Source organism: Zhongshania aliphaticivorans (assembly GCF_902705855.1).
Classification (GTDB): Bacteria; Pseudomonadota; Gammaproteobacteria; order Pseudomonadales; family Spongiibacteraceae; genus Spongiibacter; species Spongiibacter aliphaticivorans_B.
This window is the reverse complement of sequence record NZ_CACSIJ010000011.1, coordinates 203,703-225,020: the sequence shown is the minus strand read 5'-3', so window position 1 is coordinate 225,020 and position 21,318 is coordinate 203,703. Positions and strand designations below refer to the sequence as shown.

The 21,318-nt window shown below is 50.4% G+C and carries 22 protein-coding genes; 7 read left to right on the top strand and 15 right to left on the bottom strand.

Features of this window, described 5'->3' with window-relative positions:
* Positions 1 to 32: 32 nt before the first annotated feature.
* Both GVJ32_RS05480 and GVJ32_RS05475 read right to left on the bottom strand, forming a co-directional pair.
* Positions 33 to 2,171 (bottom strand): metallophosphoesterase, encoded by a 2,139-nt coding sequence (locus tag GVJ32_RS05480; protein ID WP_159239045.1) that lies wholly within the window; start codon positions 2,169 to 2,171, stop codon positions 33 to 35.
* Between the two features lie 69 nt (positions 2,172 to 2,240).
* Positions 2,241 to 3,875 carry an alkaline phosphatase D family protein gene (locus GVJ32_RS05475; RefSeq protein WP_235035053.1) on the bottom strand — a complete coding sequence of 545 codons (1,635 nt, stop codon included), beginning with the start codon at positions 3,873 to 3,875 and terminating at the stop codon, positions 2,241 to 2,243.
* A gap of 114 nt (positions 3,876 to 3,989) precedes the next feature.
* Between GVJ32_RS05475 and GVJ32_RS05470 the strand changes: the two genes are divergently transcribed.
* Positions 3,990 to 4,430 (top strand): hypothetical protein, encoded by a 441-nt coding sequence (locus GVJ32_RS05470; RefSeq protein WP_159239044.1) that lies wholly within the window; start codon positions 3,990 to 3,992, stop codon positions 4,428 to 4,430.
* Positions 4,431 to 4,444: 14 nt separating this feature from the next.
* Here GVJ32_RS05470 and GVJ32_RS05465 read toward each other — a convergent pair whose 3' ends face one another.
* The 3 genes from GVJ32_RS05465 to cobU are packed head-to-tail and all read right to left on the bottom strand — an operon-like array spanning position 4,445 to position 6,644.
* Complete coding sequence (locus tag GVJ32_RS05465) at positions 4,445 to 5,056, bottom strand: histidine phosphatase family protein (RefSeq protein ID WP_159239043.1); 612 nt, start codon at positions 5,054 to 5,056, stop codon at positions 4,445 to 4,447.
* Positions 5,057 to 5,071: 15 nt separating this feature from the next.
* The gene (gene cobT / locus GVJ32_RS05460) at positions 5,072 to 6,118 is read right to left on the bottom strand and encodes a nicotinate-nucleotide--dimethylbenzimidazole phosphoribosyltransferase (RefSeq protein WP_159239042.1); all 1,047 of its coding nucleotides are present in this window, start codon (positions 6,116 to 6,118) and stop codon (positions 5,072 to 5,074) included.
* A 4-nt stretch (positions 6,119 to 6,122) separates the two neighbouring features.
* Positions 6,123 to 6,644, bottom strand: a complete 522-nt coding sequence (cobU, locus tag GVJ32_RS05455) for a bifunctional adenosylcobinamide kinase/adenosylcobinamide-phosphate guanylyltransferase (RefSeq protein ID WP_200841343.1) — start codon at positions 6,642 to 6,644, stop codon at positions 6,123 to 6,125.
* A 101-nt stretch (positions 6,645 to 6,745) separates the two neighbouring features.
* Between cobU and GVJ32_RS05450 the strand changes: the two genes are divergently transcribed.
* A complete protein-coding gene (locus GVJ32_RS05450; protein WP_159239040.1) occupies positions 6,746 to 7,300 on the top strand; it encodes a cob(I)yrinic acid a,c-diamide adenosyltransferase in 555 nt (184 codons plus the stop codon).
* A gap of 35 nt (positions 7,301 to 7,335) precedes the next feature.
* Here GVJ32_RS05450 and GVJ32_RS05445 read toward each other — a convergent pair whose 3' ends face one another.
* The 4 genes from GVJ32_RS05445 to GVJ32_RS05430 form a co-directional block, all read right to left on the bottom strand.
* Positions 7,336 to 8,283, bottom strand: coding sequence for an ROK family protein (locus GVJ32_RS05445; protein ID WP_235035051.1), 948 nt, complete (start codon positions 8,281 to 8,283; stop codon positions 7,336 to 7,338).
* The gene (gene ampE, locus GVJ32_RS05440; RefSeq protein ID WP_159239039.1) at positions 8,253 to 9,107 is read right to left on the bottom strand and encodes a regulatory signaling modulator protein AmpE; all 855 of its coding nucleotides are present in this window, start codon (positions 9,105 to 9,107) and stop codon (positions 8,253 to 8,255) included. Before ampE ends, GVJ32_RS05445 begins: the two co-directional genes overlap by 31 nt.
* A gap of 3 nt (positions 9,108 to 9,110) precedes the next feature.
* Positions 9,111 to 9,659 carry a 1,6-anhydro-N-acetylmuramyl-L-alanine amidase AmpD gene (gene ampD / locus GVJ32_RS05435; protein WP_159239038.1) on the bottom strand — a complete coding sequence of 183 codons (549 nt, stop codon included), beginning with the start codon at positions 9,657 to 9,659 and terminating at the stop codon, positions 9,111 to 9,113.
* A 119-nt stretch (positions 9,660 to 9,778) separates the two neighbouring features.
* Complete coding sequence (locus tag GVJ32_RS05430) at positions 9,779 to 10,669, bottom strand: acyl-CoA thioesterase (RefSeq protein WP_159239037.1); 891 nt, start codon at positions 10,667 to 10,669, stop codon at positions 9,779 to 9,781.
* Between the two features lie 166 nt (positions 10,670 to 10,835).
* On the opposite strand from GVJ32_RS05430, the gene GVJ32_RS05425 reads away from it, so the two are divergent.
* Entirely contained in the window at positions 10,836 to 11,837 is a 1,002-nt protein-coding gene (locus GVJ32_RS05425) for a zinc-dependent alcohol dehydrogenase family protein (protein WP_159239036.1), read from the top strand.
* On the opposite strand, the gene GVJ32_RS05420 is transcribed toward GVJ32_RS05425, so the two are convergent.
* From GVJ32_RS05420 to GVJ32_RS05405, 4 genes are all read right to left on the bottom strand, one after another.
* The gene (locus GVJ32_RS05420; protein ID WP_159239035.1) at positions 11,834 to 12,424 is read right to left on the bottom strand and encodes an HAD family hydrolase; all 591 of its coding nucleotides are present in this window, start codon (positions 12,422 to 12,424) and stop codon (positions 11,834 to 11,836) included. The two genes, GVJ32_RS05425 and GVJ32_RS05420, sit on opposite strands and share 4 nt — an antisense overlap.
* A 5-nt stretch (positions 12,425 to 12,429) precedes the next feature.
* Positions 12,430 to 13,191 carry an ABC transporter permease gene (locus GVJ32_RS05415; RefSeq protein WP_159239034.1) on the bottom strand — a complete coding sequence of 254 codons (762 nt, stop codon included), beginning with the start codon at positions 13,189 to 13,191 and terminating at the stop codon, positions 12,430 to 12,432.
* Positions 13,188 to 14,138, bottom strand: coding sequence for an ABC transporter ATP-binding protein (locus GVJ32_RS05410; RefSeq protein WP_159239033.1), 951 nt, complete (start codon positions 14,136 to 14,138; stop codon positions 13,188 to 13,190). The genes GVJ32_RS05415 and GVJ32_RS05410 overlap by 4 nt, the downstream gene beginning before the upstream one ends.
* Positions 14,139 to 14,283: 145 nt before the next feature.
* Positions 14,284 to 14,922, bottom strand: a complete 639-nt coding sequence (locus GVJ32_RS05405) for a TetR/AcrR family transcriptional regulator (RefSeq protein ID WP_159239032.1) — start codon at positions 14,920 to 14,922, stop codon at positions 14,284 to 14,286.
* Positions 14,923 to 15,070: 148 nt separating this feature from the next.
* On the opposite strand from GVJ32_RS05405, the gene GVJ32_RS05400 reads away from it, so the two are divergent.
* On the top strand, positions 15,071 to 17,086 hold the full coding sequence (locus tag GVJ32_RS05400) for an FAD-dependent oxidoreductase (protein WP_159239031.1): 2,016 nt from the start codon (positions 15,071 to 15,073) through the stop codon (positions 17,084 to 17,086).
* Positions 17,087 to 17,422: 336 nt separating this feature from the next.
* Entirely contained in the window at positions 17,423 to 18,358 is a 936-nt protein-coding gene (locus tag GVJ32_RS05395; RefSeq protein WP_159239030.1) for a hypothetical protein, read from the top strand.
* Between the two features lie 36 nt (positions 18,359 to 18,394).
* On the opposite strand, the gene GVJ32_RS05390 is transcribed toward GVJ32_RS05395, so the two are convergent.
* Both GVJ32_RS05390 and GVJ32_RS05385 read right to left on the bottom strand, forming a co-directional pair.
* Entirely contained in the window at positions 18,395 to 18,790 is a 396-nt protein-coding gene (locus GVJ32_RS05390) for an MAPEG family protein (protein ID WP_159239029.1), read from the bottom strand.
* Between the two features lie 140 nt (positions 18,791 to 18,930).
* Positions 18,931 to 19,653 (bottom strand): acyltransferase, encoded by a 723-nt coding sequence (locus GVJ32_RS05385; RefSeq protein WP_159239028.1) that lies wholly within the window; start codon positions 19,651 to 19,653, stop codon positions 18,931 to 18,933.
* A gap of 78 nt (positions 19,654 to 19,731) precedes the next feature.
* On the opposite strand from GVJ32_RS05385, the gene trmB reads away from it, so the two are divergent.
* Together trmB and cysE are read left to right on the top strand one after the other, a co-directional pair.
* Positions 19,732 to 20,418, top strand: a complete 687-nt coding sequence (gene trmB / locus GVJ32_RS05380) for a tRNA (guanine(46)-N(7))-methyltransferase TrmB (protein WP_159239027.1) — start codon at positions 19,732 to 19,734, stop codon at positions 20,416 to 20,418.
* 79 nt (positions 20,419 to 20,497) lie between these two features.
* Positions 20,498 to 21,310 (top strand): serine O-acetyltransferase, encoded by an 813-nt coding sequence (cysE, locus tag GVJ32_RS05375; protein WP_159239026.1) that lies wholly within the window; start codon positions 20,498 to 20,500, stop codon positions 21,308 to 21,310.
* Positions 21,311 to 21,318 lie beyond the last annotated feature (8 nt).

Genomic DNA, 21,318 nt, shown 5'->3' with positions numbered 1-21,318 from the left:
GCCTTACAAGTAAGACTTCGGCTAGCTAAGAATTACCCACCAAGTCCAGACAAGCCATCAAACAACCCACCTAAGCCAGGCAGTGGCAGCCCACCCAAGCCCTGTAGCAATGATTGCAACACCGTAGTATCAAGGGTGTAGGTCACTTCGCGCACCACAAGAAGCAGGCCACTGCTTATAAAGTCTGGGCCAAGCCCGATCGCACTGCTGACTTCTGCCGGTGCGAACTCCTCGATAGGTACAACTTTCAACAATAAATTAGAAAGCAAATCATCAGTCGTCGATACCAGCACCTGCCCTAATTCGCTACTACTAACATTACCCACCGCATCGATAACGCGGGTCACATCAAACAGCAGTTCAGACAGTAAACTCAGAGCGCCGCCAGCCACCGGCACGCTGCCACCTTCTTCCTCAATACTGTCGACAATGCCCTGAATATTGGCTGCTAAATTATTGAGCGGATCGGTAAGGCTACGAAGATCAGCACTCGTAACATCATCTCCGTTACCCGCCTCACCAGTAAATTGCTCCATTGCCGCCGCAAGTTGATCGAAGGGCGCAGGCAGACCCTCTGCACTAGGTGCTGGTATTGCGCTCTGCAAATTCTGCAACGCGTATAACAAGGCCTGACTGGCGCGCTCGCCACCGGCCAGCACCAATTCGGGGTTTTGTTCGGTGGCTGCGCCTTGCAATCCGCTTAACAGTGAATCCACGACTTCCAATAGGGCATTGCCAGACTCACCCACTGCAGCGACCACACCGGCCAAATTCTCTTCTGGAATGGCGCCTGCCAAAGTCGCAAAACCGGCTGCGAATTGGGTTTGTACCGGATCGAGGTTTCCCTCTTGATCGGTCACATCGAAATTCGACTCACCCTCTAAAGGGTTTGTGAAGCCATCCGACTCGGGTAAACCAACAGCAGCCATCTGCGTTTGTTCTCGACGAAATGCCGGTTGTGGCGCACTAAATGAACCCAGGCCTAGCGCAGCATCATCGGGGTCGACTTGGTAGACTTCGCCAAGCATTTTGTCGCCCTTGATCTCTACCCAAACAAAGCCGTAGCTATCGCCTTTTTCGTAGTACACCGCATTGTCGTCACGATTTTCCAAACTGCGGGTTTTACTCGCTGCACCAGAAACCACAAATCCCGTTTTACCACATGACGCTACCGGCATTAGCCATTGCAGATCATGGTCATGGCCGGCAAAAAAGAAATCAGCTTTATCACAAATCGTTTCTTCCAAAAATGCTTTATAGCGACTGCCCGCCAACACCGGCGCCACAAAGCCCGGCACGCCATCGTAATTACCGGCATTACCGTGGGAGCCATTTGAAACATAAGGATGATGGGCGAAGGCGATTTTCCATTTCGCTTTGCTATTTGCCATGGCATCTTTCAGCCATTGAGCCTGCGCCAAGCCATAAGAGTTATAAGAAAAATTTTCGTCACTGTCCGGGAATCCACCAGCGACTTGATTGGAATCCACCGCAAATAGTTCGATCAAAGGTGCCGCCGCGTCGCCGCCCTTGGCTACGCGATAGTAACGGGCTGGCATATTCCAACGCTGGGTTTGACGAGGCTGATCTGGGTGCAAGGCATCGCGGTAATGGTAGTCAACCTGATAGTCGCCATTCGAGTTGTTTGCACCGTCACCGCCGAAGAAACCACTATTGTCGTGGTTACCTAAAACCATATAGAAGGGCAGGTCGATAGGCGCAAATGGTAATTCAAACTTTTCTTCAAATTGCGGATCAAGTTCAGAGCTAACGCCAGACTCATAAATATTGTCGCCAAGCCCTAAGACTAGATCACACCCTTTTGCGGCACAGACTTTAGCAACGGCCTCACCCACTGCATACGCACCAGCGCTACCGCTGCCGCCGTCGCCGATCAAGATCATTCTTACCGCAACCGGCTCAGTGACTTCGTCTGGAGTCTCACCGCCTGGGGTTTCCCCTACTGGAGTTCCGCCGTCAGGCGTTTCACCCGTGGGAGTTTCACCGTCTGGAGTTTCATCTGTGGGCGTCCCACCTGAGGGGGTTTCATCGACAATATCGCCACCCACTGGCCCAGCATTATTTGAAGAAGAGCCTTTAGAAGACGAACCACCGCAGGCCGCCAAGCTCATCATGACAACAAGGAGAATTGAGCTATTAATATATTTCATCACATTTCTCTCACATTCTTTCGCAACACGAAAATACCGTTAGAATGACTCTAAAATCTACAGAGACGATCACACTTTAGGATAAGACACCGGAGTATCTTCAATAATCCTGCTACTTCCGCTATTTACAGCCAGTGTTTTTACCTTGGTGGATTCCACCCCCGACTGCTCTGCCGAATCAATACTCGCGGCGTAGTAAAATTCAGCTTGGACGCGTTGATGATTGACATCTATAAGTATAAACCCGTGATTTTTTAAATCTGTGTACTTCATATGCGGATTCACCACCGGCAATACCGCAGACACTAACTCAGCCGCACCATCTGGAAAGCCCGGTGACGTCACGCTAGGGGCAACAAATTCAACACCCAGCGGCTCTTCAAATACACCACCGGTGACTACTGCGCTGCTTTTATATAATTCGCTGGCCCAACTAGTGTGAATATCACCAGTTAGTACAACCATATTCTTAATGCTGTTTTCGTCGACAAAATCGAGTATTTCTTCACGCTCGACTGGATAACCATCCCACTGATCCATATTAATCGCCACTAGCGGGCTAAACTCATTGGTCGGCACACCCGGTAACAAACGTTGAATCTCTAGCAATTGCAATTGGGCAAACATCACCTGCTGACCAACAAACTTCCACTGACCTTGGGCCGTTGCCAGCTTATTTTTAAACCACTCCTTTTGAGTTTGGCCGAGCAAGTCGCGGGCATCACCACGAGCGGGATCTACCGGATTATCCAACTGTTTAGCCCGCCCCTCTAAGCGCGTATCCAGCATCATAAAATCAGCTAAATCACCATAGCGAAAGGCGCGGTAAATACTGTCTTCACTCTCAGTCGGCGGGCGAATTGGCATCCACTCGAAGTAAGCTTGTATCGCTTGCGCTTTGCGCTCACTCCACTCTCCCTCGCCCTCATTATGATTTTCTGCACCGTCTTTGTAGGAGTCGTTAGCAGACTCATGGTCATCCCACACGGTTATAAAAGGATGGATTTGATGTACCGCCTGCAGATCGAGATCTTTACGATAATGTGCATAACGGCGGCGATAATCGTCTAGTACTAAAATTTCGTGCGGCGGATCGAGCAAGCGCTGGGCATTGTCGCCATATTGGCTATCGCCATACTCATAAATGTAGTCACCCAAATGCAGCACAAAGTCTAGATCTGTGCGGTTGGCGATCATTCGGTAAACCGAGAAATAGCCGTGTGGGTAGCTACTGCAAGAACATACTGCATAACGCAAGCGTTCGGCATACTGACCCGGCATAGGTAGCGTCTGCGCACGGCCCACCGGCGACAGCTGTTCACCCACAGAGAAGCGATACCAGTAATGCTGCTCTGACAATAAACCAGCCGCATCAAATTTAACCGTGTAATCTCGCTCGACGTTAGTGGTAAAGACTTCGGCCAATACAATGCTATTAAACTCTGGATCTTCTGCTACCTCGCATAAGACATTAATTGCTCTGACTGTCTCGTCCTCGGGTGTCACCCGTGTCCACAAGATGATGCGGTCATCCAACGGATCACCACTAGCGACACCATGAACAAATGAAATTTTAAGGTCTGAAACCGGCGGATTCGGCGGAGACGACCTCGAACCGGAATTGCTGTTACCGCCACAGGCTGTCAATATTGGCACCGCAATAGACGCCGTGGTCATTGCGCGGAGGAAATGTCGTCGCTTCACGGAAAACTCACTCGTGCTGTCATCAAAAAGTAACAGAATGATAACTTCACGGTGTTACAAATAGATTTCAGTGTTAGTTTTGTCACTAAAAAGTCACGGAGACACCGTCGTCATATGAAAAAGTTAGTAATTTTTGCGGCCTGTATTTTTCTCATATCCTGTAGCAGCAAACCAATTCCGTTCACCGACTATCTGGTTAAAAATTTGCTGCGTGACAATCTTGAAAGCTTAGCCTCGCCACCGATTTTCACCGTAGAAGACATAACGGTGAGAACCATCGAGAGTGGCGAAACCACCGGTATGGCAACCGTCGACGTCAGAATGCGCTTTCCAGAAGATTTCGATACAGTAGTCAGTCTGCGCAGGCTAGAGCCGTTCAACGTCGCGTATCTGCAATATAAAAGCAGCTTCGGGAAATTCTCGGCGGGTGAAAGTCAGGTTCACCACGCGGAATATCAATTCGAACGCCGTGACGGCAAGTGGTTTATTGTTGGCAGCCGCGCAATTTCAGCGCCCGAAATCTTCCATGCTTCGGGTAGCCTAGAGAACCAGTAACCAATTTTTTTAAACTAGTAATGGCTTGCTAACTGCACCCACGGCGCCTTGCCATCTTGGTGATATACCGTAAAGCGCGTGAGCCCTGCATAGGGCACGCCCAAGCGGGTCATCGCTCCCATTGGCATGCCCAGCCAATGACAGATCATCACGCGGATCACCGCGCCGTGCACTACCAGTAATACCGACTGGCCTTTATGCTCGTCAGCAACCGTGTCTAATTCAGTGGTGATGCGCTGGCAGAAATCCGGCATCGCTTCGCCGTTTGGCGGACTAGCTTCAGCGGGGGATTCCCAAAAATCCGCCCACTCCTGAGGAAAGCGTTGACGCGCAACATCGTGGGCTAAACCTTCCCACTCACCAAAGTGCATCTCTCGTAGATCTTCACGCACTGCTAGGGGCGTTTTGCGCTCCGCTGCCAGCATTTCTGCAAAACGCTGACAGCGCTGCAGCGGTGAGCTGACAATATTGTCCCAGCCACCGTCACCCATAGTCGCGACCTTGTCGCGCATTTGCTGCCAACCAAGCTCACTAAGCGCCACATCGGTACTGCCACGAAAGATCTCACCACCCTCGCAGGCGCCGTGGCGCAATAAATCGATATGAGTTGTGGTCACTTTAGCCATAGCGAAAGCCCTGCTTTAATTACTTCCACGACTTACGCCAGCTTGTTCAAAGCTCGCCATTTCTTTTTGCAATCGGCAGGCCGCCTGCATAATCGGCAGTGCCAGTGCGGCACCACTGCCCTCGCCCAAGCGCATATCCAATTGCAATAATGGCTCTGCTTCCATTTTATTAAGCAAACGGCTGTGACCAGGCTCTGCCGAGCAGTGGGAGAAAAATAACCACGGCCGAATTGAGGGGTTTATTCTTACCGCTGACATGGCTGCCGCCGTGCAAATATAACCGTCTACCAATACCGCTACGCCCTTCTGTGCCGCGCGAATATAGGCGCCCACCAAGGCATTAATTTCGTACCCACCAATGCGACGTATGACTTCCATACCATTTTTCATATGGGGCAGATGCCGCGACATAGCGCGGGTAACTACCGCTGATTTTTTCGCCAGCATCTGGTCACTAATACCCGTGCCCCGCCCGACCATCGCCGTTGCAGATAGGCGTGTATGTGCCACAGCCAATGCCGCTGCCGAGGTGCTATTACCTATACCCATCTCACCACCGATAAACACGTCAATGTCACCGGCTTGGTCAATAATATCTCTTCCTACGGCCATGGCTTCTTCGCACTGCTCCATGGTCATGGCTTCGGTCACGCACATATTCTGAGTGCCAGCACTCACGCGCATATCAAAAACATTGGGCAAGTCTTCCAGTGCGTACACAGTGCCTACATTAATCACTTTAAAATCGACACCCATCGCCTTGGCCAAAACGCTAATCGCCGCGCCGCCATTGGCGAAGTTGCGCACCATTTCAGATGTCACCGACTGCGGGTAGGCAGATACATCCTCGGTAGTCACACCGTGGTCGCCCGCAAACACCGCAATTAATGCTTTATCGACGTGGGGCTCTAAGGTGCGCTGCACCGCAGACAATTGAATAGCAACATCTTCTAACCTACCCAAAGCACCCAGCGGCTTAGTCAAACTAGCCTGTCGCGCCTGCGCAGCCGCGCGGAATTCTTCGTCAGCTTCTGGCGCCGACTCCTCATACCAATGTGACATACCGTTACCCTTTCAGAACTTGCTCTAAACCCGCCGTTACCAGCACGACCCGATCTGCCATGGCAGCGAGGTCCTGATGCAAGCGTCCCGATTCGTCAACAAACTGCCGACTTAATGTTCCCAGTGGCACAATTCCCTGCCCCACCTCATTACTTACTAAAACAATATGACCTTCGGCGCGCTGTAAAACTTGGTAAAACTCAGCACGCACCGTGTGCCAACATGGCAAATCGTCTTTCATCAGCCAATTACTTAACCACAGTGTTAGGCAATCTACCAAAATTGCGGTATTCGCGGTCGCGCTATTGCGAATTGCCGCTGCGAGTTCTTCCGGCGCTTCCACGGTTTGCCAGCCATCATCGCGGCGCTGGTGTTGATGATGGGCAATCCGCGCCGTCATTTCTTCGTCACCGGCAGTGGCCGTCGCGATGTATATGCGTTGAACGTCGCTTGCAGCAGTGCAAATACGCTGCTCCGCTAGGCGACTTTTACCTGACCGCGCACCACCAAGATACAGTTCCAGCACCGCAATACTCCCCATACATAGCCGCCAATACTGCCACCCTGAAGTGATCTGACGTATAGTAAACCGCTTATTCTACTAGACCGGCTGCAACTGAGGGAAATATGGGACATCGATTATCGAAGATTTATACTCGCACCGGCGATGACGGCACCACGGGACTCGGCGATGGCTCGCGTATCGATAAGGATCACCATCGCATGGAGAGCATTGGCAACGTCGATGAACTCAATTCCGTTGTCGGTTTACTCATGGCCGAACTGCCTTCTGACGACGCCTATACGCCGCTGCTCGCGCGCATTCAACATGATTTATTTGATCTTGGCGGCGAACTCGCAGTGCCGGGTTATATCATGATCAGTGCCGAACGCATTGGCGAATTAGAAAATAGCTTAGATGAACTAAACGAAGACCTACCGCCACTTAAAAACTTTATTCTTCCCGGTGGTAGCAAACCCGCCGCTTTATGCCATATGGCCAGATCAGTATGTCGCCGCGCTGAACGCAGCTTAGTTGCACTCAACAAAACCGATGAAGTAAATGCGACCGGCCGCCAATATTTAAACCGCTTATCAGACTTTTTGTTTGTAATGGCAAGGTTGCTAGCACGCCGCAATGGCGGTCAAGAAGTACTGTGGGTGCAGGCTGATAAACGATAAAACCGATGGCCCTGTTTCCACTCAAACAGGGCCGCTCACCACAACCACGCCGCACCGCGAACACCACTGCTGTCGCCATACTTAGCTTTCACTAAGGCTGTTACGCAGCTGTCGCTAAACACATAGTCCGCCCAATACTGGGGGACTATTTCATAAATAATATCGATATTAGACACACCGCCGCCCAGCACAATCGCAGCCGGGTCTAGTAGATTAATAACCCCTGCCAATGCCCGCGCCAACTGCCGGCAATAGGTATCTAATACGGTTTCAGCCAAAGCTTCTCCCGCCGCAGCTCGCGCCGCTATCTCTGGCGCCTTGATCGCTTCGCCACCCGCCTCAAGGTATGTCGTCGCCAAGCCAGCGCCGCACAAATAAGTTTCAATGCAGTTTATTCGTCCACAGTAACAAGTCCGTTCTTCAGTCGCGCCAGGCATGGGGTTGTGGCCCCACTCGCCGCCAATACCGTTTACACCGGTGAGCACTTTTTTATCAATAACGACACCACCACCGGTGCCGGTGCCGATAATCACGCCAAACACCGTCGGGTAATCTGCACCGGCACCGTCTACCGCCTCCGATAAGGCAAAACAATTGGCGTCGTTGCTAAAACGAACTTGGCAGCCCAGCCGCTTAGCCAAATCCTCGGGAAGCGCACGACCACTAATAGCCAAGGTATTACTATTTTTAATTAAACCCGTCACCGCCGACACCGCGCCGGGGCCACCTAAGCCCACCGTGGCGCCACCACCGGCTTTAGCCTGCAAACCCTCTACCAAACCAGCGATGGCCTCAACCACCGCCTCGTAGCTATGAGCAGGTGTGGCAATACGCTCACGCGCGATTTGCTCGCCGCTCTCGGCCAGCAAAATTCCTTCAATTTTTGTGCCGCCAAGATCAACACCAATTCGCAAAGCAGGCCCCTTCAAATATTCTTTAAAAAATGACGCACTTATATCAATTGCAGCACTGCCACCGCGCACACCCACACCAATAAACTACGGGACAATAAATGCTGCACTGCCAGTAACTCCTCGGCCGCCAATTTTACAAATTGTTCACCGTCTACCTGCCCATCAGGTAAATAGACGGGCAAGGCCTTCATGCCGACGTCGTCTAATATATCGGCAGATGGCAATTCGCTATTAAAATGTTCGCGCCATGCTTTGATGCAGGTATCGAAATTACCGACTATGGCAAACGCGAAGCCCAACATGCGCACCGGCAGCCATTCTAGATAAAACAGGGCGATGGCTGAACGATCGCGATCCTCCTGCTTTAACTGATCGTCATTGGCCAATAAAAACAATAAGCGATACGCCAAGGCCGCTGCTGGGCCGGCCACCACAAACCAAAACACCACCGCAAACCAGCGCTCAAAGCCTTGGTAAAACACCGCCTTACGAACACTTAAATGCAGCTGAAGTGCATTTCCGGCGCCGGTTTCGCACAGCTCTGCGCTAAAACCGAGACCGTGCTGGTAGGCACCCTCTAAATCTGCACGCTGCCAACTGTTAAGATAAAGCTTAAGCAAGATTTGAAAGTCGCCGCGACCCAAACTGTAAAGCAATAAAGCGACACTGAGTAAAAACACCGGCAGGCCAAACAATATCGGCGCTAACAGCCACAACACGGCAAATACACCGAGTACGGGCAGGGCAACCAGCAATAACAAACGCAGGGTAGTACTGCCAATTCCTGCGGTCATTTCCCGGTAGCGCACAAACCAATTATCTTCTTGGATAACGCCGCCGCTACCCCAAAATTGCACCGCTGCCCAAGCGATTAGAATGGCAAAAAATTCCATGATCTATCCCAATGCGTTTTTATAATAGGTCCAGTCAAAGGCCAAGCCGGGATCAGTTTTACGTCCAGGCGCTATGTCACAGTGGCCAACTATACGTGCTGCGCTGATGGCCGGGTAGTAGCTCTGCAGGCTTTCTGTTACGGCGATTAACTCTCGGTACTGGGCGTCGGTGTAACTAACATCATCAGCCCCCTCAAGCTCAATGCCAATACTAAAATCATTGCAGTTGTCGCGTCCGTCAAACTGCGACACACCGGCATGCCATGCGCGGTCGTTAAACGAGACAAATTGATGAAGTACGCCCTCGCGATCGATAAATAAATGCGCAGAGACATTCAGCCCTCGCAAATCATCAAAACTGCTATGCGACTCGCAGTCTAAGCAATTGGTAAATAACTGATGAACATACGGCCCGCCAAACTGACCCGCAGGTAGGCTGATATTGTGAATAACGAGCAAGCTAATATCGGCGGCGTTTGGACGCTGATTATAATTGGGCGAGGGCTGCTTATTCGCATTGGCCATCCAGCCAGATAGCTCGATCAGGTACATACGCCCTCGCTGTAGATAGTGGTGTTGCTCATGTCTCTGCGCCAACTCGATGTTAATAGTACTGAGAGTACATCGACGACCTTCAATCTGTAAAACCTCGCCGATAAATATGGCAAATATCAGGCGTTTTCACTGAACGAGGCAAGCTCTCCATCGTCAAGCAAACGCAGCATGCCCTCCTGCACCATGGTGGCGACTAACTCCCCAGTTTGGGCGTACATATGGCCTATCACCAAGGCGCGATCGCCAAAGGCATTTGCGCTATGTACATCGTATAAATGCCAGTTATTGAGATCTACTGGCCGATGAATCCACATTGAGTGGTTCAACGTTGCCATTTGCGACGGCCGCGACGAGACCTGATCACGGTAAGGCAATGATGCAGTGCGAATAAAGTTATGATCGCTAATGAATCCTAATATTGCCCGCTGCAAGGCAGGATCATTAGGCACGGCATGCTTAGCCCTTAGCCACATTCTTTGCACAGCGGGGCGATTATTCGTTTCTAAATACGAAGGCAATTCTAAACAACGAAAATCAATCACGCTCTGGGTCACTAAAAAATCGTAGAGTCTAAGCAAGCCAAGCTCTTCGAAATTATCTCGATAGGATTCCATAGCGCGGAAGGACTCCGGCCCCATCACCGCTGGCATGGTCGGCTGCTGATCATAGCCTTGCGCCTCTATATGGAATGAAGCGTCTAAGGTTAACAGCTCTCGGCCAGCCTGTTCTGCGGATACTCGCCGAACACTGAAATTGCGACCATCACGGAGATTAGCAACTTTAAAATGAATCGGCCCAGCCAAGTTTCCCGCTCGCAAGAATTGCGCACTTAGGGAGTGGCATAGCCGCCCCTCAACCGTCTGATTTGCCGCCGATAAAGCTTGGCCCAACACCTGCCCACCATAAACATGATTTTCCGCCGCTGAGTATCGGCTGTAACCGACAAATTCACTCTCGGTCATGCGCTCTAAATTTAAATGCGCGATAAAGTCTTCCACTAAACTCATAAACACCTCTAGATCTCCTGGCGCTAGGATACAGCAGCGCGGGCGGAAATTTACGTATTGCTGGCCACTAAGAAGATTTTAATACGCATACGTACAGCAGTGACGCAAATTTGTTATGATCTTCGCCGTACTCGCTAATAGACAAAATTTAACCGTGGAGACCATCATGCGCGCTATAACCGTTAACAAACCTGCAACTCTCGACAAGCTCGCCGTGACTGACATGGCCGCCCCCACACCGGGCGCTGGCGAAATACTGGTGCAATGGCGTGCAAGCTCATTGAACTACCATGATTACTTAGTCGCCGTTGGTGGTATTCGTGTTGAAGATGGCCGCATTCCACTTTCAGACGGTGCGGGGGATGTTATTGCCATTGGCGAAGGTGTTACGCAATGGCAAGTTGGCGACAAAGTCATGTCCGCCTTTTTCCCCAACTGGGTTGAAGGCAAGGTCAACAAAGCGAAAACGGCTGCCCTACTTGGCGACACGGTAAACGGCTGCGCCGCAGAGCAAACCTGCCTACCTGAAAATTCCGTTACCGCCATGCCCGACGGCTATAGCTACGCCGAAGCAGCCACTCTGCCCTGCGCCGCATTAACCGCTTGGCGCGCGCTTATCGTCGAAGGCAATCTGCAAGCTGGTGATACGGTATTGGTAGAAGGTACTGGTGGAATGTCAGTATTTGCACTACAAATTGCCAAAGCAGCTGGCGCTTACGTTTATGCCACCACCTCATCGGACGACAAAATTGATCAGCTCAAAAAGCTCGGTGCAGACACCGTTATCAATTACAAAACCGATCCCAAGTGGGGGCCAACAATTAACAAGCTCTCTGGCGGCGGTGTAGATCACGTATTAGATATAGGCGGCAGCGCCACTCTAGCCAACTCTATTGATGCAGCCCGTGTCGGCGGCCACATTTCACTCATCGGTATTCTTGGCGGTTTCACCGCAGAACTGATGCTGCCAAAAATGTTCGGCAAGCAATTGCGCATGACCGGACTTTCGGTGGGCAGTGTTGAAATGCAAAATGCCATGGTGAAAGCGATTAACACCTCAGGTCTACGCCCTGTCATTGACCGCAGCTTTAGCCTAGAAGAACTTGGCGCCGCATTCAGCTACCAAGAAACCGGCAAGCACTTTGGCAAAATTGTTATTGAGTATTAATAACTAGGTTTCAGCGCCTTAGCTAGCTCTTCAAAATGGCGGATAGTCATATCCGCCTGATCTGCAAAGCTCGCAGTGCCACTCGGGTCGTATAAGCAGCTTTGCATGCCCGCCGCGGTCGCGGCCTGCAAATCATAAATATAATCCCCCACGTAAATCGCATTCTCAGGCAACACCGAAAATTTTGCAGCTAAGTTCAGCAAGCCAGTTGGGTCTGGCTTGGCAGGCGCATCTTCACGGGTGATAACATCAATGGGTGGAATAGATAAACGCTGGCGACACACATCAAAGGCCGCACGGGTGTTTCTTGTCACAATGCCAGTGGCAATTCCCGCCTCAGCTAGTGCTTCGAGTAATGCCTGAGCGCCGGGCATCCATGTAGATGATGCGGCGCCGGCCATTTCAAAGTCATGGATGGCCCGCTCAGCTTCGGCGCGCTGCTTCGCGCTGGGTAATTCAGCTAAATACGCCAATAAATCGACGCCGGCTGGCCACCCCAATTTACTACGAAGTATTTGAAAATTAAGCCCAGAATCAATCAAGGTGCCGTCTAAATCAAACAGCACCGCAGTGACATTAGTTAACACGACACTCAACTTTTTAAACGATAACCGGTGCGGAATATCCATGCGATGCCGAGTAAGCACAACCCCATAAACAATAAAATCATCGCCACACTCACCCCCACATTCACGTCGGCTACACCGTAAAAACTCCAGCGGAAGGCGCTAATCAAATACACCACTGGGTTCGCCAAGGTGATGGTCTGCCACAGTGGCGGCAACATACTAATGGAATAAAAACTGCCGCCCAAAAACGTGAGCGGCGTCACGATGAGCATGGGCACCACCTGTAGTTTCTCAAATCCGTCAGCCCAAATACCGATAATAAAACCGAACAAACTAAACGTCGCCGCAGTTAACACTAAGAACGCCACCATCCAGAAAGGGTGGGCAACGTGATAATCCACAAATAAATTCGCGGTCAGTAAAATAATACTGCCGACAATAACCGACTTGGTGGTTGCCGCGCCGACATAGCCCAGTAAGATTTCTCGCATAGAAATAGGCGCCGACAAAATCTCATAAATGGTGCCATTGTATTTAGGGAAATAAATACCGAAGGAGGCATTGGAAATACTCTCTGTCAGTAGCGCCAACATCACCAAACCGGGAATAATAAATGCTGCATAGCTCACACCATCAATCTCGACCATACGCGAACCAATAGCCGAGCCAAATACCACAAAATACAAAGACGTTGATATTACTGGCGACGCAATACTCTGCATAATCGTGCGCCACGTACGGTGTAATTCAAATTTATAAATGGCCTTAATCGCATGAAAATTCATTCTGCGGCCTCCGTCTCGGTGGTCGCTCTTTCTGTCACTAAACTCACAAAAATTTCCTCTAGGGAGCGCTGCTTAGAATGGATATCCTTATAGTCGATACCGTGTTCATCCAGCCGTCGGAATAAATTGGCAATACCGGTTTGATCGCCCTGCGTGTCAAAGTGGTAAATTAATTCTAGGCCGTCTTCGGTAAGCGACAGTGGGTAGCTTTGCAACTCTAGCGGTAACTCAAGCAATGGTTTTTGCAATTGGAGGCGCAGCTGTTTCTGCCCTAGCTTTTCCATCAGCACGTCTTTTTCTTCTACTAGAATAAGCTCGCCCCGACTAATCACCCCAATGCGGTCGGCCATTTCTTCGGCTTCTTCAATGTAGTGGGTGGTTAAAATAATGGTCACGCCGCGTTCGCGAAGACCGCGCACCATTTCCCACATATCGCGGCGCAGCTCAACGTCGACTCCCGCGGTGGGTTCATCAAGAAATAAAATTTCTGGCTCATGGGATAAAGCCTTGGCGATCATCACCCGCCGTTTCATACCGCCAGATAATTCCATAATACGAGAATCGCGTTTATCCCACAGTGATAACTGCCGCAAGATTTGCTCGATATACGCCTTATTTGGCGGACGCCCGAATAAACCGCGACTAAAATTTACTGTTGAAATCACGCTTTCAAAACCATCGGTACACAGCTCCTGCGGCACCAAACCGATCTTGCTGCGCGCTGCGCGAAAATCCCGAATGATGTCGTGACCATCCGCCGTAATCACCCCCGAACTCGGATTCACAATGCCGCAGATAATGCTAATCATGGTGGTTTTGCCAGCGCCGTTGGGGCCTAGCAGAGCAAAGATTTCACCGCGCCGAATATCCAAAGAAACGTCGCGTAGCGCCTGAAATCCGGAATCGTAAACTTTGCTTAAATTTTGAACGCTGATAATAGCTGACACGAACACCTCTCACTGACAGCGGTAAGATGGAAAACCGCAATTGAAATAAATCGCCAAAGAGTGTCGGCGATGTACGTAGGCTTGGCAAGTGCCAGCACGGTAAAACTAAGAGGACAAATAAAACGAGGGGCAAACGCGTTACTTGCTACGCTGGCAGATACAACTGCTGCCAAAACATCTTCGCTGCGGTATCACTCATGACATTAATCGCGCTTACGTCAAGGTAAATACCATCAATCAATAAGCGGCTCATGCCATGTAGGGTAGACCAGCTCACCTGCGCAAAACGCAGCGCGTCGATATTGCTATTGCTAATAGATTGCTGCCACGCTCGAATCTGTTCGATATAGACTTTAAAAGCATCGTGAGCCTCAGTTTTAAGCGAATCGCTTAGCTGCTGAGACTTCCACAGACGCGCGCCAAACATCAACTCATAATATTCTGCATTGTCGATTGAGAATTGCACATAACGGCGCACAAACACTCGCACTGACGCTTCGCTAATTTCCGCCCCTTTCACATAGGGCGGCGTGCGCACAACCTCACGTAAACGGCGAAAGCCCTCCTCCGCAACACCGCACAACAATGCCTGCTTGTCCGTGAAATGATGATAAGGCGCGGTGCGAGATACACCCAGATTTTGCGCTAACTTGCGCATCGACAGCCCCGCCTCCCCCTCTTCTTTTAATAAGCGAGCAGCCTCGTCCAAAATTTGACGGCGTAAATCGCCGTGATGATAAGGCTTATCACTCGATTGGCAGGGTTCGGGGGAAGTATTTGTCATGATGACAATTTACCAAGCAATCTTGACACTGTCTATATTGATCGGTAATCTCAGCAAACTTGACACCGTCTAGTTACTATTTTGACCATCGACAACGGCGCTGCCCGCAGGGCAATCAAAACCAAAAAACACACCGGAGAGCATACCCATGAGCCAATACCCCACTATGTTAAAGCCGCTGGATCTTGGCTTCACCGTGTTAAAGAACCGCGTCATTATGGGTTCTATGCACACGGGTTTAGAAGAAGCCGAAAATGGCTTTGAACGCATGGCGGCTTTTTTTGCAGAGCGTGCCCGCGGCGGTGTATCGCTCATTGTTACCGGTGGCTTTGGCCCCAATAAGCGCGCAGCAACCCATGAGCACACCAAAATGCTACGCAGCGAAGAGGACTGTGTAGGCCACCGTATTGTTACCGATGCCGTGCACGCAGAAGATGGCAAAATCTGCATGCAAATTCTGCACACCGGCCGCTATGCCTTTAATGAAAATCCTATCGCACCCTCTGCGATACGCGCACCGATAAACGCCTTCACGCCAGAAGCCGCCACCGTCGATCAAATTGAAGAACAAATTCAAGATTTTGTCCGCACCGCAGTGCTTGCCCAAAAAGCGGGTTATGACGGCGTGGAAATCATGGGCTCAGAAGGCTATTTCATAAATCAGTTTTTGGCCAAGCGTACCAATCACCGCGATGACGAATGGGGTGGCGATTATGAAAATCGTATGCGCCTGCCAGTAGACATTGTTCGTCGAGTACGCGAAGCCACCGGCGAAAACTTCATTATTATTTACCGTCTGTCCATGCTCGATCTCGTTGAAGGCGGCAGTAGCTTCGACGAAATTCTAACCTTAGGACAAGCCGTTGAAAAAGCCGGTGCGACCTTAATCAATACCGGTATTGGCTGGCATGAAGCGCGTGTTCCTACCATTGCCACCAAAGTCCCCCGCGCTGCGTTCACCTGGGTAACCGCAAAATTCCGCGCTGGCCTGAGCGTGCCGGTTATCACCTCAAACCGTATTAACACCCCAGAAGTAGCTGAGGAAGTCTTGGCCCGGGGCGATGCCGACATGGTGTCTATGGCGAGACCATTCCTCGCGGACTCTGATTTCATTGTTAAAGCAGCGGCTGGACGCAGCGATGAAATCAACACCTGTATCGGCTGTAACCAAGCGTGCTTGGATCATGTATTCAGCGGCCAATTAACCAGCTGCCTTGTAAACCCCCGCGCCTGCCACGAAACTGAATTGAACATTAGCGCAACACGCGATCGCAAAAATATCGCCGTTGTCGGTGCTGGCCCCGCCGGATTAGCGTTTGCCACCACCGCAGCAGAACGCGGTCACACCGTCACTTTATTCGACGGTGCCACGGCCATTGGCGGCCAGTTCAATATCGCCAAAAAAGTGCCCGGCAAAGAAGAATTTAATGAAACTATTCGCTATTTTGCTCGCCGCTTAGAGGTCACTGGCGTACAAACCAAACTCGGCACTACTGTTAATCAGCAAGCATTGAATGACGGCGGCTTCGACGAAGTGGTATTGGCAACAGGTATAAAACCGCGCACACCACCGATTGAGGGCATCGATCACCCCAAAGTAATGAGCTATCTAGATGTTATTCGCGACGGCAAAGCCGTGGGTAAAAAGGTCGCTATTATTGGCGCGGGCGGGATTGGCTTTGACGTTGCCGAATTCCTTACTCATAACAGTGACGCTAGCACTAGCATCCCTACCTTTATGCGCGAATGGGGTGTAGACATGAACCTGCAAGCGCGCGGCGGCATCGAAGGTATAAAGGCAGAGCTGCCAGAATCGCCACGCGCAGTATATTTATTGCAGCGCAAGGCATCTAAAGTCGGCAACGGCTTAGGCAAAACCACGGGCTGGATTCACCGCACAGGCTTGCAGAAGAAAGGCGTGAATATGGTCCCGGGCTGCGAGTATGTAAAAATCGATGATGCCGGTCTGCACATTCGTATTGGCAATGAAGAGCGTATTCTCGACGTCGATAATGTCATTATTTGCGCCGGTCAAGAGTCGCTCACCGAGCTTAGCGAAGGATTGAACGCACCCGTTCACCTAATTGGCGGCGCTCATTTAGCCACCGAGCTGGACGCTAAAAGAGCGATTGACCAAGGTACACGTTTGGCCGCCAAAATTTAACAAGCAGTAAACGGCGCGGGGGAAATACCAGACTAATCCCCGCGCCCAATCTTCACATTTACCACGCCCCGCTTTCGATAAAGCCCTCACCCGACAAACTCCGCTGGGTAATCAATGACTGAACGCTATAATTTCTTGCGCTTAGCTATTGGTCTGCAACTCCAATTCCCATAGTATTTGGCACATTCAACAGCTCATAATGATCAATAGGGATAAACCCCAACGGGCTACTTGGAACCAAAGTACTAAGCTAGACATCCAAGCACTATCTACTCTTTACCAGCAGCGCTCTGACTTTTGGTCGCTAACACCTGTGACGCAAACACAAGGATCTTAATGCCCTCATCACAGCTCCTACTACGCACCGTCGCACTACTCCTATTGCCATTTTTATTTGCAACGACCGCTGCGACCGCAGACTCTAACCCACAGCAACGTCAACGCATTGAGGTGCACAACACATGGCTGACGGAAATGAGTGGCATCGCCACTAGCCACGTTAATGCAGATCATTATTGGGCACATAATGACAGCGGTGATCGTGGCCGTTTATTTTCCTTCGACAACAAAGGCAAAATGCAAACCGAGTTACGCATAGACGGTAGCAGCGCCTTTGACTGGGAGGATATGACAAGTTTTAAAGACAGCAGCGGAGCCTACTTACTGATTGGTGATATCGGCGACAATATGATGTTGCGCCCCTTCGCTGATGTTTATCTTATAAAAGAACCAGAAGATGTAAGTAAACCAATAAGCCACGCCAAAGTACGCCGTCATTATTCACTAATTTATGAAGATGGCCCCCATGACGCAGAAGCCATTGCTATTGATGTCGCCGAGCGCTTCGTTTATATCCTCACAAAACGCGACAGCCATCCTCGGCTATACCGCTTTTCACTCGATGCAATTGAAGGTAAGGCTATCCCGCTGAACTACCTCGGCGAAATTCGCAGTATTCCTAGTGTCGAAAAACACAAGGCCCAGCGCCAAGGTAGCATCAGTGGCGGTTCGCCAACCGCAATGGAATTTAATGAAAACGGCGATATGGCGATGGTTGTTACGCTGCGAAACACCTATTATTTTAAACGCGAAAAAAATCAAAGCTGGCTACAGGCACTAAATAAAACCCCCTTTGCACGCACAGCTAACCGTCTGCGCCAAGTTGAGTCAGGCACATTTACAAAAGACGGCAAACAAGTATTAATTGGATCGGAAGGACGACCTGCGGTACTAGAATTTATGGATATTCCAGCGCAAGCTAAAGAAAAATAATACTGCCGACACAAGATCTGTGCCGGCAAATTCAGCTTAAACTGCGATAGCCGGCGTGATACACAACAGCGTTAAAATCACGCCAACACCAGCAAACCACACCAAGCTGCGCAAGGTCGCCCAATTTTGCAAATAGCAGACCGTAAAAAGAACGCGAACCCCAATATACGACATCGCCAGCAGATTCACGCAAGCCTGCTCTGCGCCACCAAACTGCGCAATAATCACCGCCGCTGCAAACAGCGGAAAACCTTCAAACCCGTTTTGCATTGCCGCCACTGCGCGAGCACGTCGACCATCTAATCGCGCCATCCACTCCCGCGGATGATTATTATCAAAACGTCCAATCTCCGGATTACCCAACTTCGCAATTAATGCGGTAAAACCCGGCATAAGACCCGCAACAAATACACACCAAAACGCGATACTCATATTACTTCCCCTAAATACTCGTTATTAAGATTATTTTTCTTTTTACCACTTACAACGGCATTCACTATTGCTTAGCCGCCTACAAAGCCCCTCAGTTTCTGCTAACTGAAGCGCAATATTCTTTTGTAAATCTATAGCAATTAATCTAATCGACTTGGCTTAATTAAGGTTCGCAGCCAATTTAAAAATCCATTTTCCTGCAACACCATTTTATCGACACCATCAAAAAACGTCGCCAGCTGTTCAGGCTTAGCAAAATAATCTGCCCGAGTTTTCATTTCTATATTTGGGTCAAGTGTTTTAACCACGACGGCTGGATTTCCCGCCACAATCACATTTTCTGGCACGTCTTTGGTGACGACCGCACAGGCGGCAACGACACTATTTTCACCAATCGACACGCCCTTTAAAATCGTGCAGCGATCACCTAACCACACGTTGTTTGCGATATGCACCGGCGTAAGTGATTCACTGCGCCGACTGCGATCATAAAGATCATGCCAATCACTATCGGTAATATAAACACCGTTCGCCATCATCACGCTGTCACCAATAATAATTTCATGAGCGGCAGAAATACGCGTGCCAGGACTAATCAGCACGTAATCGCCTATTTTAATGCGGCCGCTTTTTTCATCCGCACCCCATACGCCTATCTTTACGCGATTATCAGGCTCACCAATTATCGTGGCACACGCCCCAATCTCTATATTTGGTCCAGAGATGGAGATATACCACGGCTTCATAAAAGTGGGATAATCACCGAGATAGTCGCAAGCAGGCTTCAGAAAATGCTGCGTGTACCAAGCACGAAAGCGCAAATAATTTTTTTTAACCCAGTAAGGTCTTCTGTCCTGCCGCATTAGCTATCCATCGTTATTATGACGGGCTAGTGTCGCAAGGGAGGCCGCGCAGGGCAATCGATTCAACGTTACCAATTCATGAAAAAACGCAGCGACAATACGCCCCCAAGACCAGTGACGAGCAATCAAACTGGCATTCACCCCAACTTAGTAACAACGGTGACCAAGCATCTGCGCCACCGTTTTCAAAAGCCCTATGCGGATCACAATATCGACGCATTTAAAAAAGCGTGCACGTGGATCGCTGAGCGGCCAAACCCAATCATCCTTGATTCCTTTTGCGGCACCGGTGAAAGCAGCCGCCAGCTCGCTCGACAATTCCCCAATGCGGTGGTCATCGGTGTCGACAAATCTGCAGCACGCTTACAGCGTCACCAAGTGGCGCATGACGAAATCATCGATAATTACTTACTCGTTCGCGCCGACGTCGACGACTTCTGGCGTTTAGCCGCAGAAGCCAGCTGGCAATTACAACAACACTATTTGCTCTACCCCAACCCCTGGCCCAAAAGCGCGCAATTGCAATATCGCGTGCATGGCTCTGCGGTCTTCCCTGCATTACTTCAACTGGGCGGCACGGTGACTCTGCGCAGCAACTGGAAGTTGTATGTTGATGAATTTACCGCGGCACTCAATCTTGCTGGGCACAGCGCACATACCGCTGCGTATTTACCTACAATCACCATCACTGCATTTGAGCGCAAATATCACCTCGCAGAACAAGCACTGTGGGAGTGTCGCTACTCAATAAGATCATCCACTTAAAGCCTAACGTTTAGCCCTCTGTTATCTAGCCCACCGGCAGCGTTATACTAGGGGCACATTTACCGATATTGCATGAACAATGAATACTCCCGCAAAACACAGCGCTATTAGTCAGGACCCCGTTTGGCAGACCATTCGCAAGGAAACCGCTTGCGAGGTTGAGCGCGAGCCTGTACTCGCCAGTTTCTTACACGCAACTATCCTGAATCACGACAGCCTTGAAACTGCCTTAAGTTTTCACCTAGCGCATATTCTAAACAGCCCCGCTGCTTCGGCTCTATTAGTGCGTGAAGTGATTGAAAAGGCCTTTGCCGCCGACGCCAGCATTGGCCGCGCAATACGTGCGGATATCTGCGCTGTATTTGAGCGCGACTCGGCCTGCTCTAGCCTCTCGGTGCCTTTTTTGTACTTTAAAGGCTTTCACGCCCTGCAGTCCTACCGCATCGCCCACTGGCTGTGGGAACAGGGTAGAACCTCGCTGGCTTTGTTTTTTCAGAACCGTATTTCCTGCGAATTCGGTGTTGATATTCACCCCGCCGCGAAAATTGGCCGTGGTATTTTGATGGATCACGCAACGGGTATTGTGATTGGTGAAACCGCCGTGGTCGGCAACAATGTGTCGATAATGCAATCCGTCACCTTGGGCGGAACCGGCAAAGAAGAAGGCGACCGCCATCCCAAAGTCGCCGACGGCGTATTACTCAGCGCTGGCGCAAAAATACTCGGCAATATACATATTGGGGAAGGTGCACAGGTTGTAGCGGGGAGTGTTGTACTACGAGACGTTCCCGCCCATACCGTCGTCGCTGGCGTTCCAGCAAAAGTAATCGGCAAGCCAGATTGCGCTGCGCCGGCACTATCTATGAACCACCGCGCCTGCTGCGACGAGTGAACTCGTCG

What these genes read in the sequence shown, in the direction of transcription:
- GVJ32_RS05480 (WP_159239045.1), bottom strand. Translation starts at nt 2,171, where the DNA reads ATGAAATATATTAATAGCTCAATTCTCCTTGTTGTCATGATGAGCTTG.
- GVJ32_RS05470 (WP_159239044.1), top strand. Translation starts at nt 3,990, where the DNA reads ATGAAAAAGTTAGTAATTTTTGCGGCCTGTATTTTTCTCATATCCTGT.
- GVJ32_RS05465 (WP_159239043.1), bottom strand. Translation starts at nt 5,056, where the DNA reads ATGGCTAAAGTGACCACAACTCATATCGATTTATTGCGCCACGGCGCC.
- cobT (WP_159239042.1), bottom strand. Translation starts at nt 6,118, where the DNA reads ATGTCACATTGGTATGAGGAGTCGGCGCCAGAAGCTGACGAAGAATTC.
- GVJ32_RS05450 (WP_159239040.1), top strand. Translation starts at nt 6,746, where the DNA reads ATGGGACATCGATTATCGAAGATTTATACTCGCACCGGCGATGACGGC.
- ampE (WP_159239039.1), bottom strand. Translation starts at nt 9,107, where the DNA reads ATGGAATTTTTTGCCATTCTAATCGCTTGGGCAGCGGTGCAATTTTGG.
- ampD (WP_159239038.1), bottom strand. Translation starts at nt 9,659, where the DNA reads ATGTACCTGATCGAGCTATCTGGCTGGATGGCCAATGCGAATAAGCAG.
- GVJ32_RS05430 (WP_159239037.1), bottom strand. Translation starts at nt 10,669, where the DNA reads ATGAGTTTAGTGGAAGACTTTATCGCGCATTTAAATTTAGAGCGCATG.
- GVJ32_RS05425 (WP_159239036.1), top strand. Translation starts at nt 10,836, where the DNA reads ATGCGCGCTATAACCGTTAACAAACCTGCAACTCTCGACAAGCTCGCC.
- GVJ32_RS05415 (WP_159239034.1), bottom strand. Translation starts at nt 13,191, where the DNA reads ATGAATTTTCATGCGATTAAGGCCATTTATAAATTTGAATTACACCGT.
- GVJ32_RS05405 (WP_159239032.1), bottom strand. Translation starts at nt 14,922, where the DNA reads ATGACAAATACTTCCCCCGAACCCTGCCAATCGAGTGATAAGCCTTAT.
- GVJ32_RS05400 (WP_159239031.1), top strand. Translation starts at nt 15,071, where the DNA reads ATGAGCCAATACCCCACTATGTTAAAGCCGCTGGATCTTGGCTTCACC.
- GVJ32_RS05395 (WP_159239030.1), top strand. Translation starts at nt 17,423, where the DNA reads ATGCCCTCATCACAGCTCCTACTACGCACCGTCGCACTACTCCTATTG.
- GVJ32_RS05390 (WP_159239029.1), bottom strand. Translation starts at nt 18,790, where the DNA reads ATGAGTATCGCGTTTTGGTGTGTATTTGTTGCGGGTCTTATGCCGGGT.
- GVJ32_RS05385 (WP_159239028.1), bottom strand. Translation starts at nt 19,653, where the DNA reads ATGCGGCAGGACAGAAGACCTTACTGGGTTAAAAAAAATTATTTGCGC.
- trmB (WP_159239027.1), top strand. Translation starts at nt 19,732, where the DNA reads ATGAAAAAACGCAGCGACAATACGCCCCCAAGACCAGTGACGAGCAAT.
- cysE (WP_159239026.1), top strand. Translation starts at nt 20,498, where the DNA reads ATGAATACTCCCGCAAAACACAGCGCTATTAGTCAGGACCCCGTTTGG.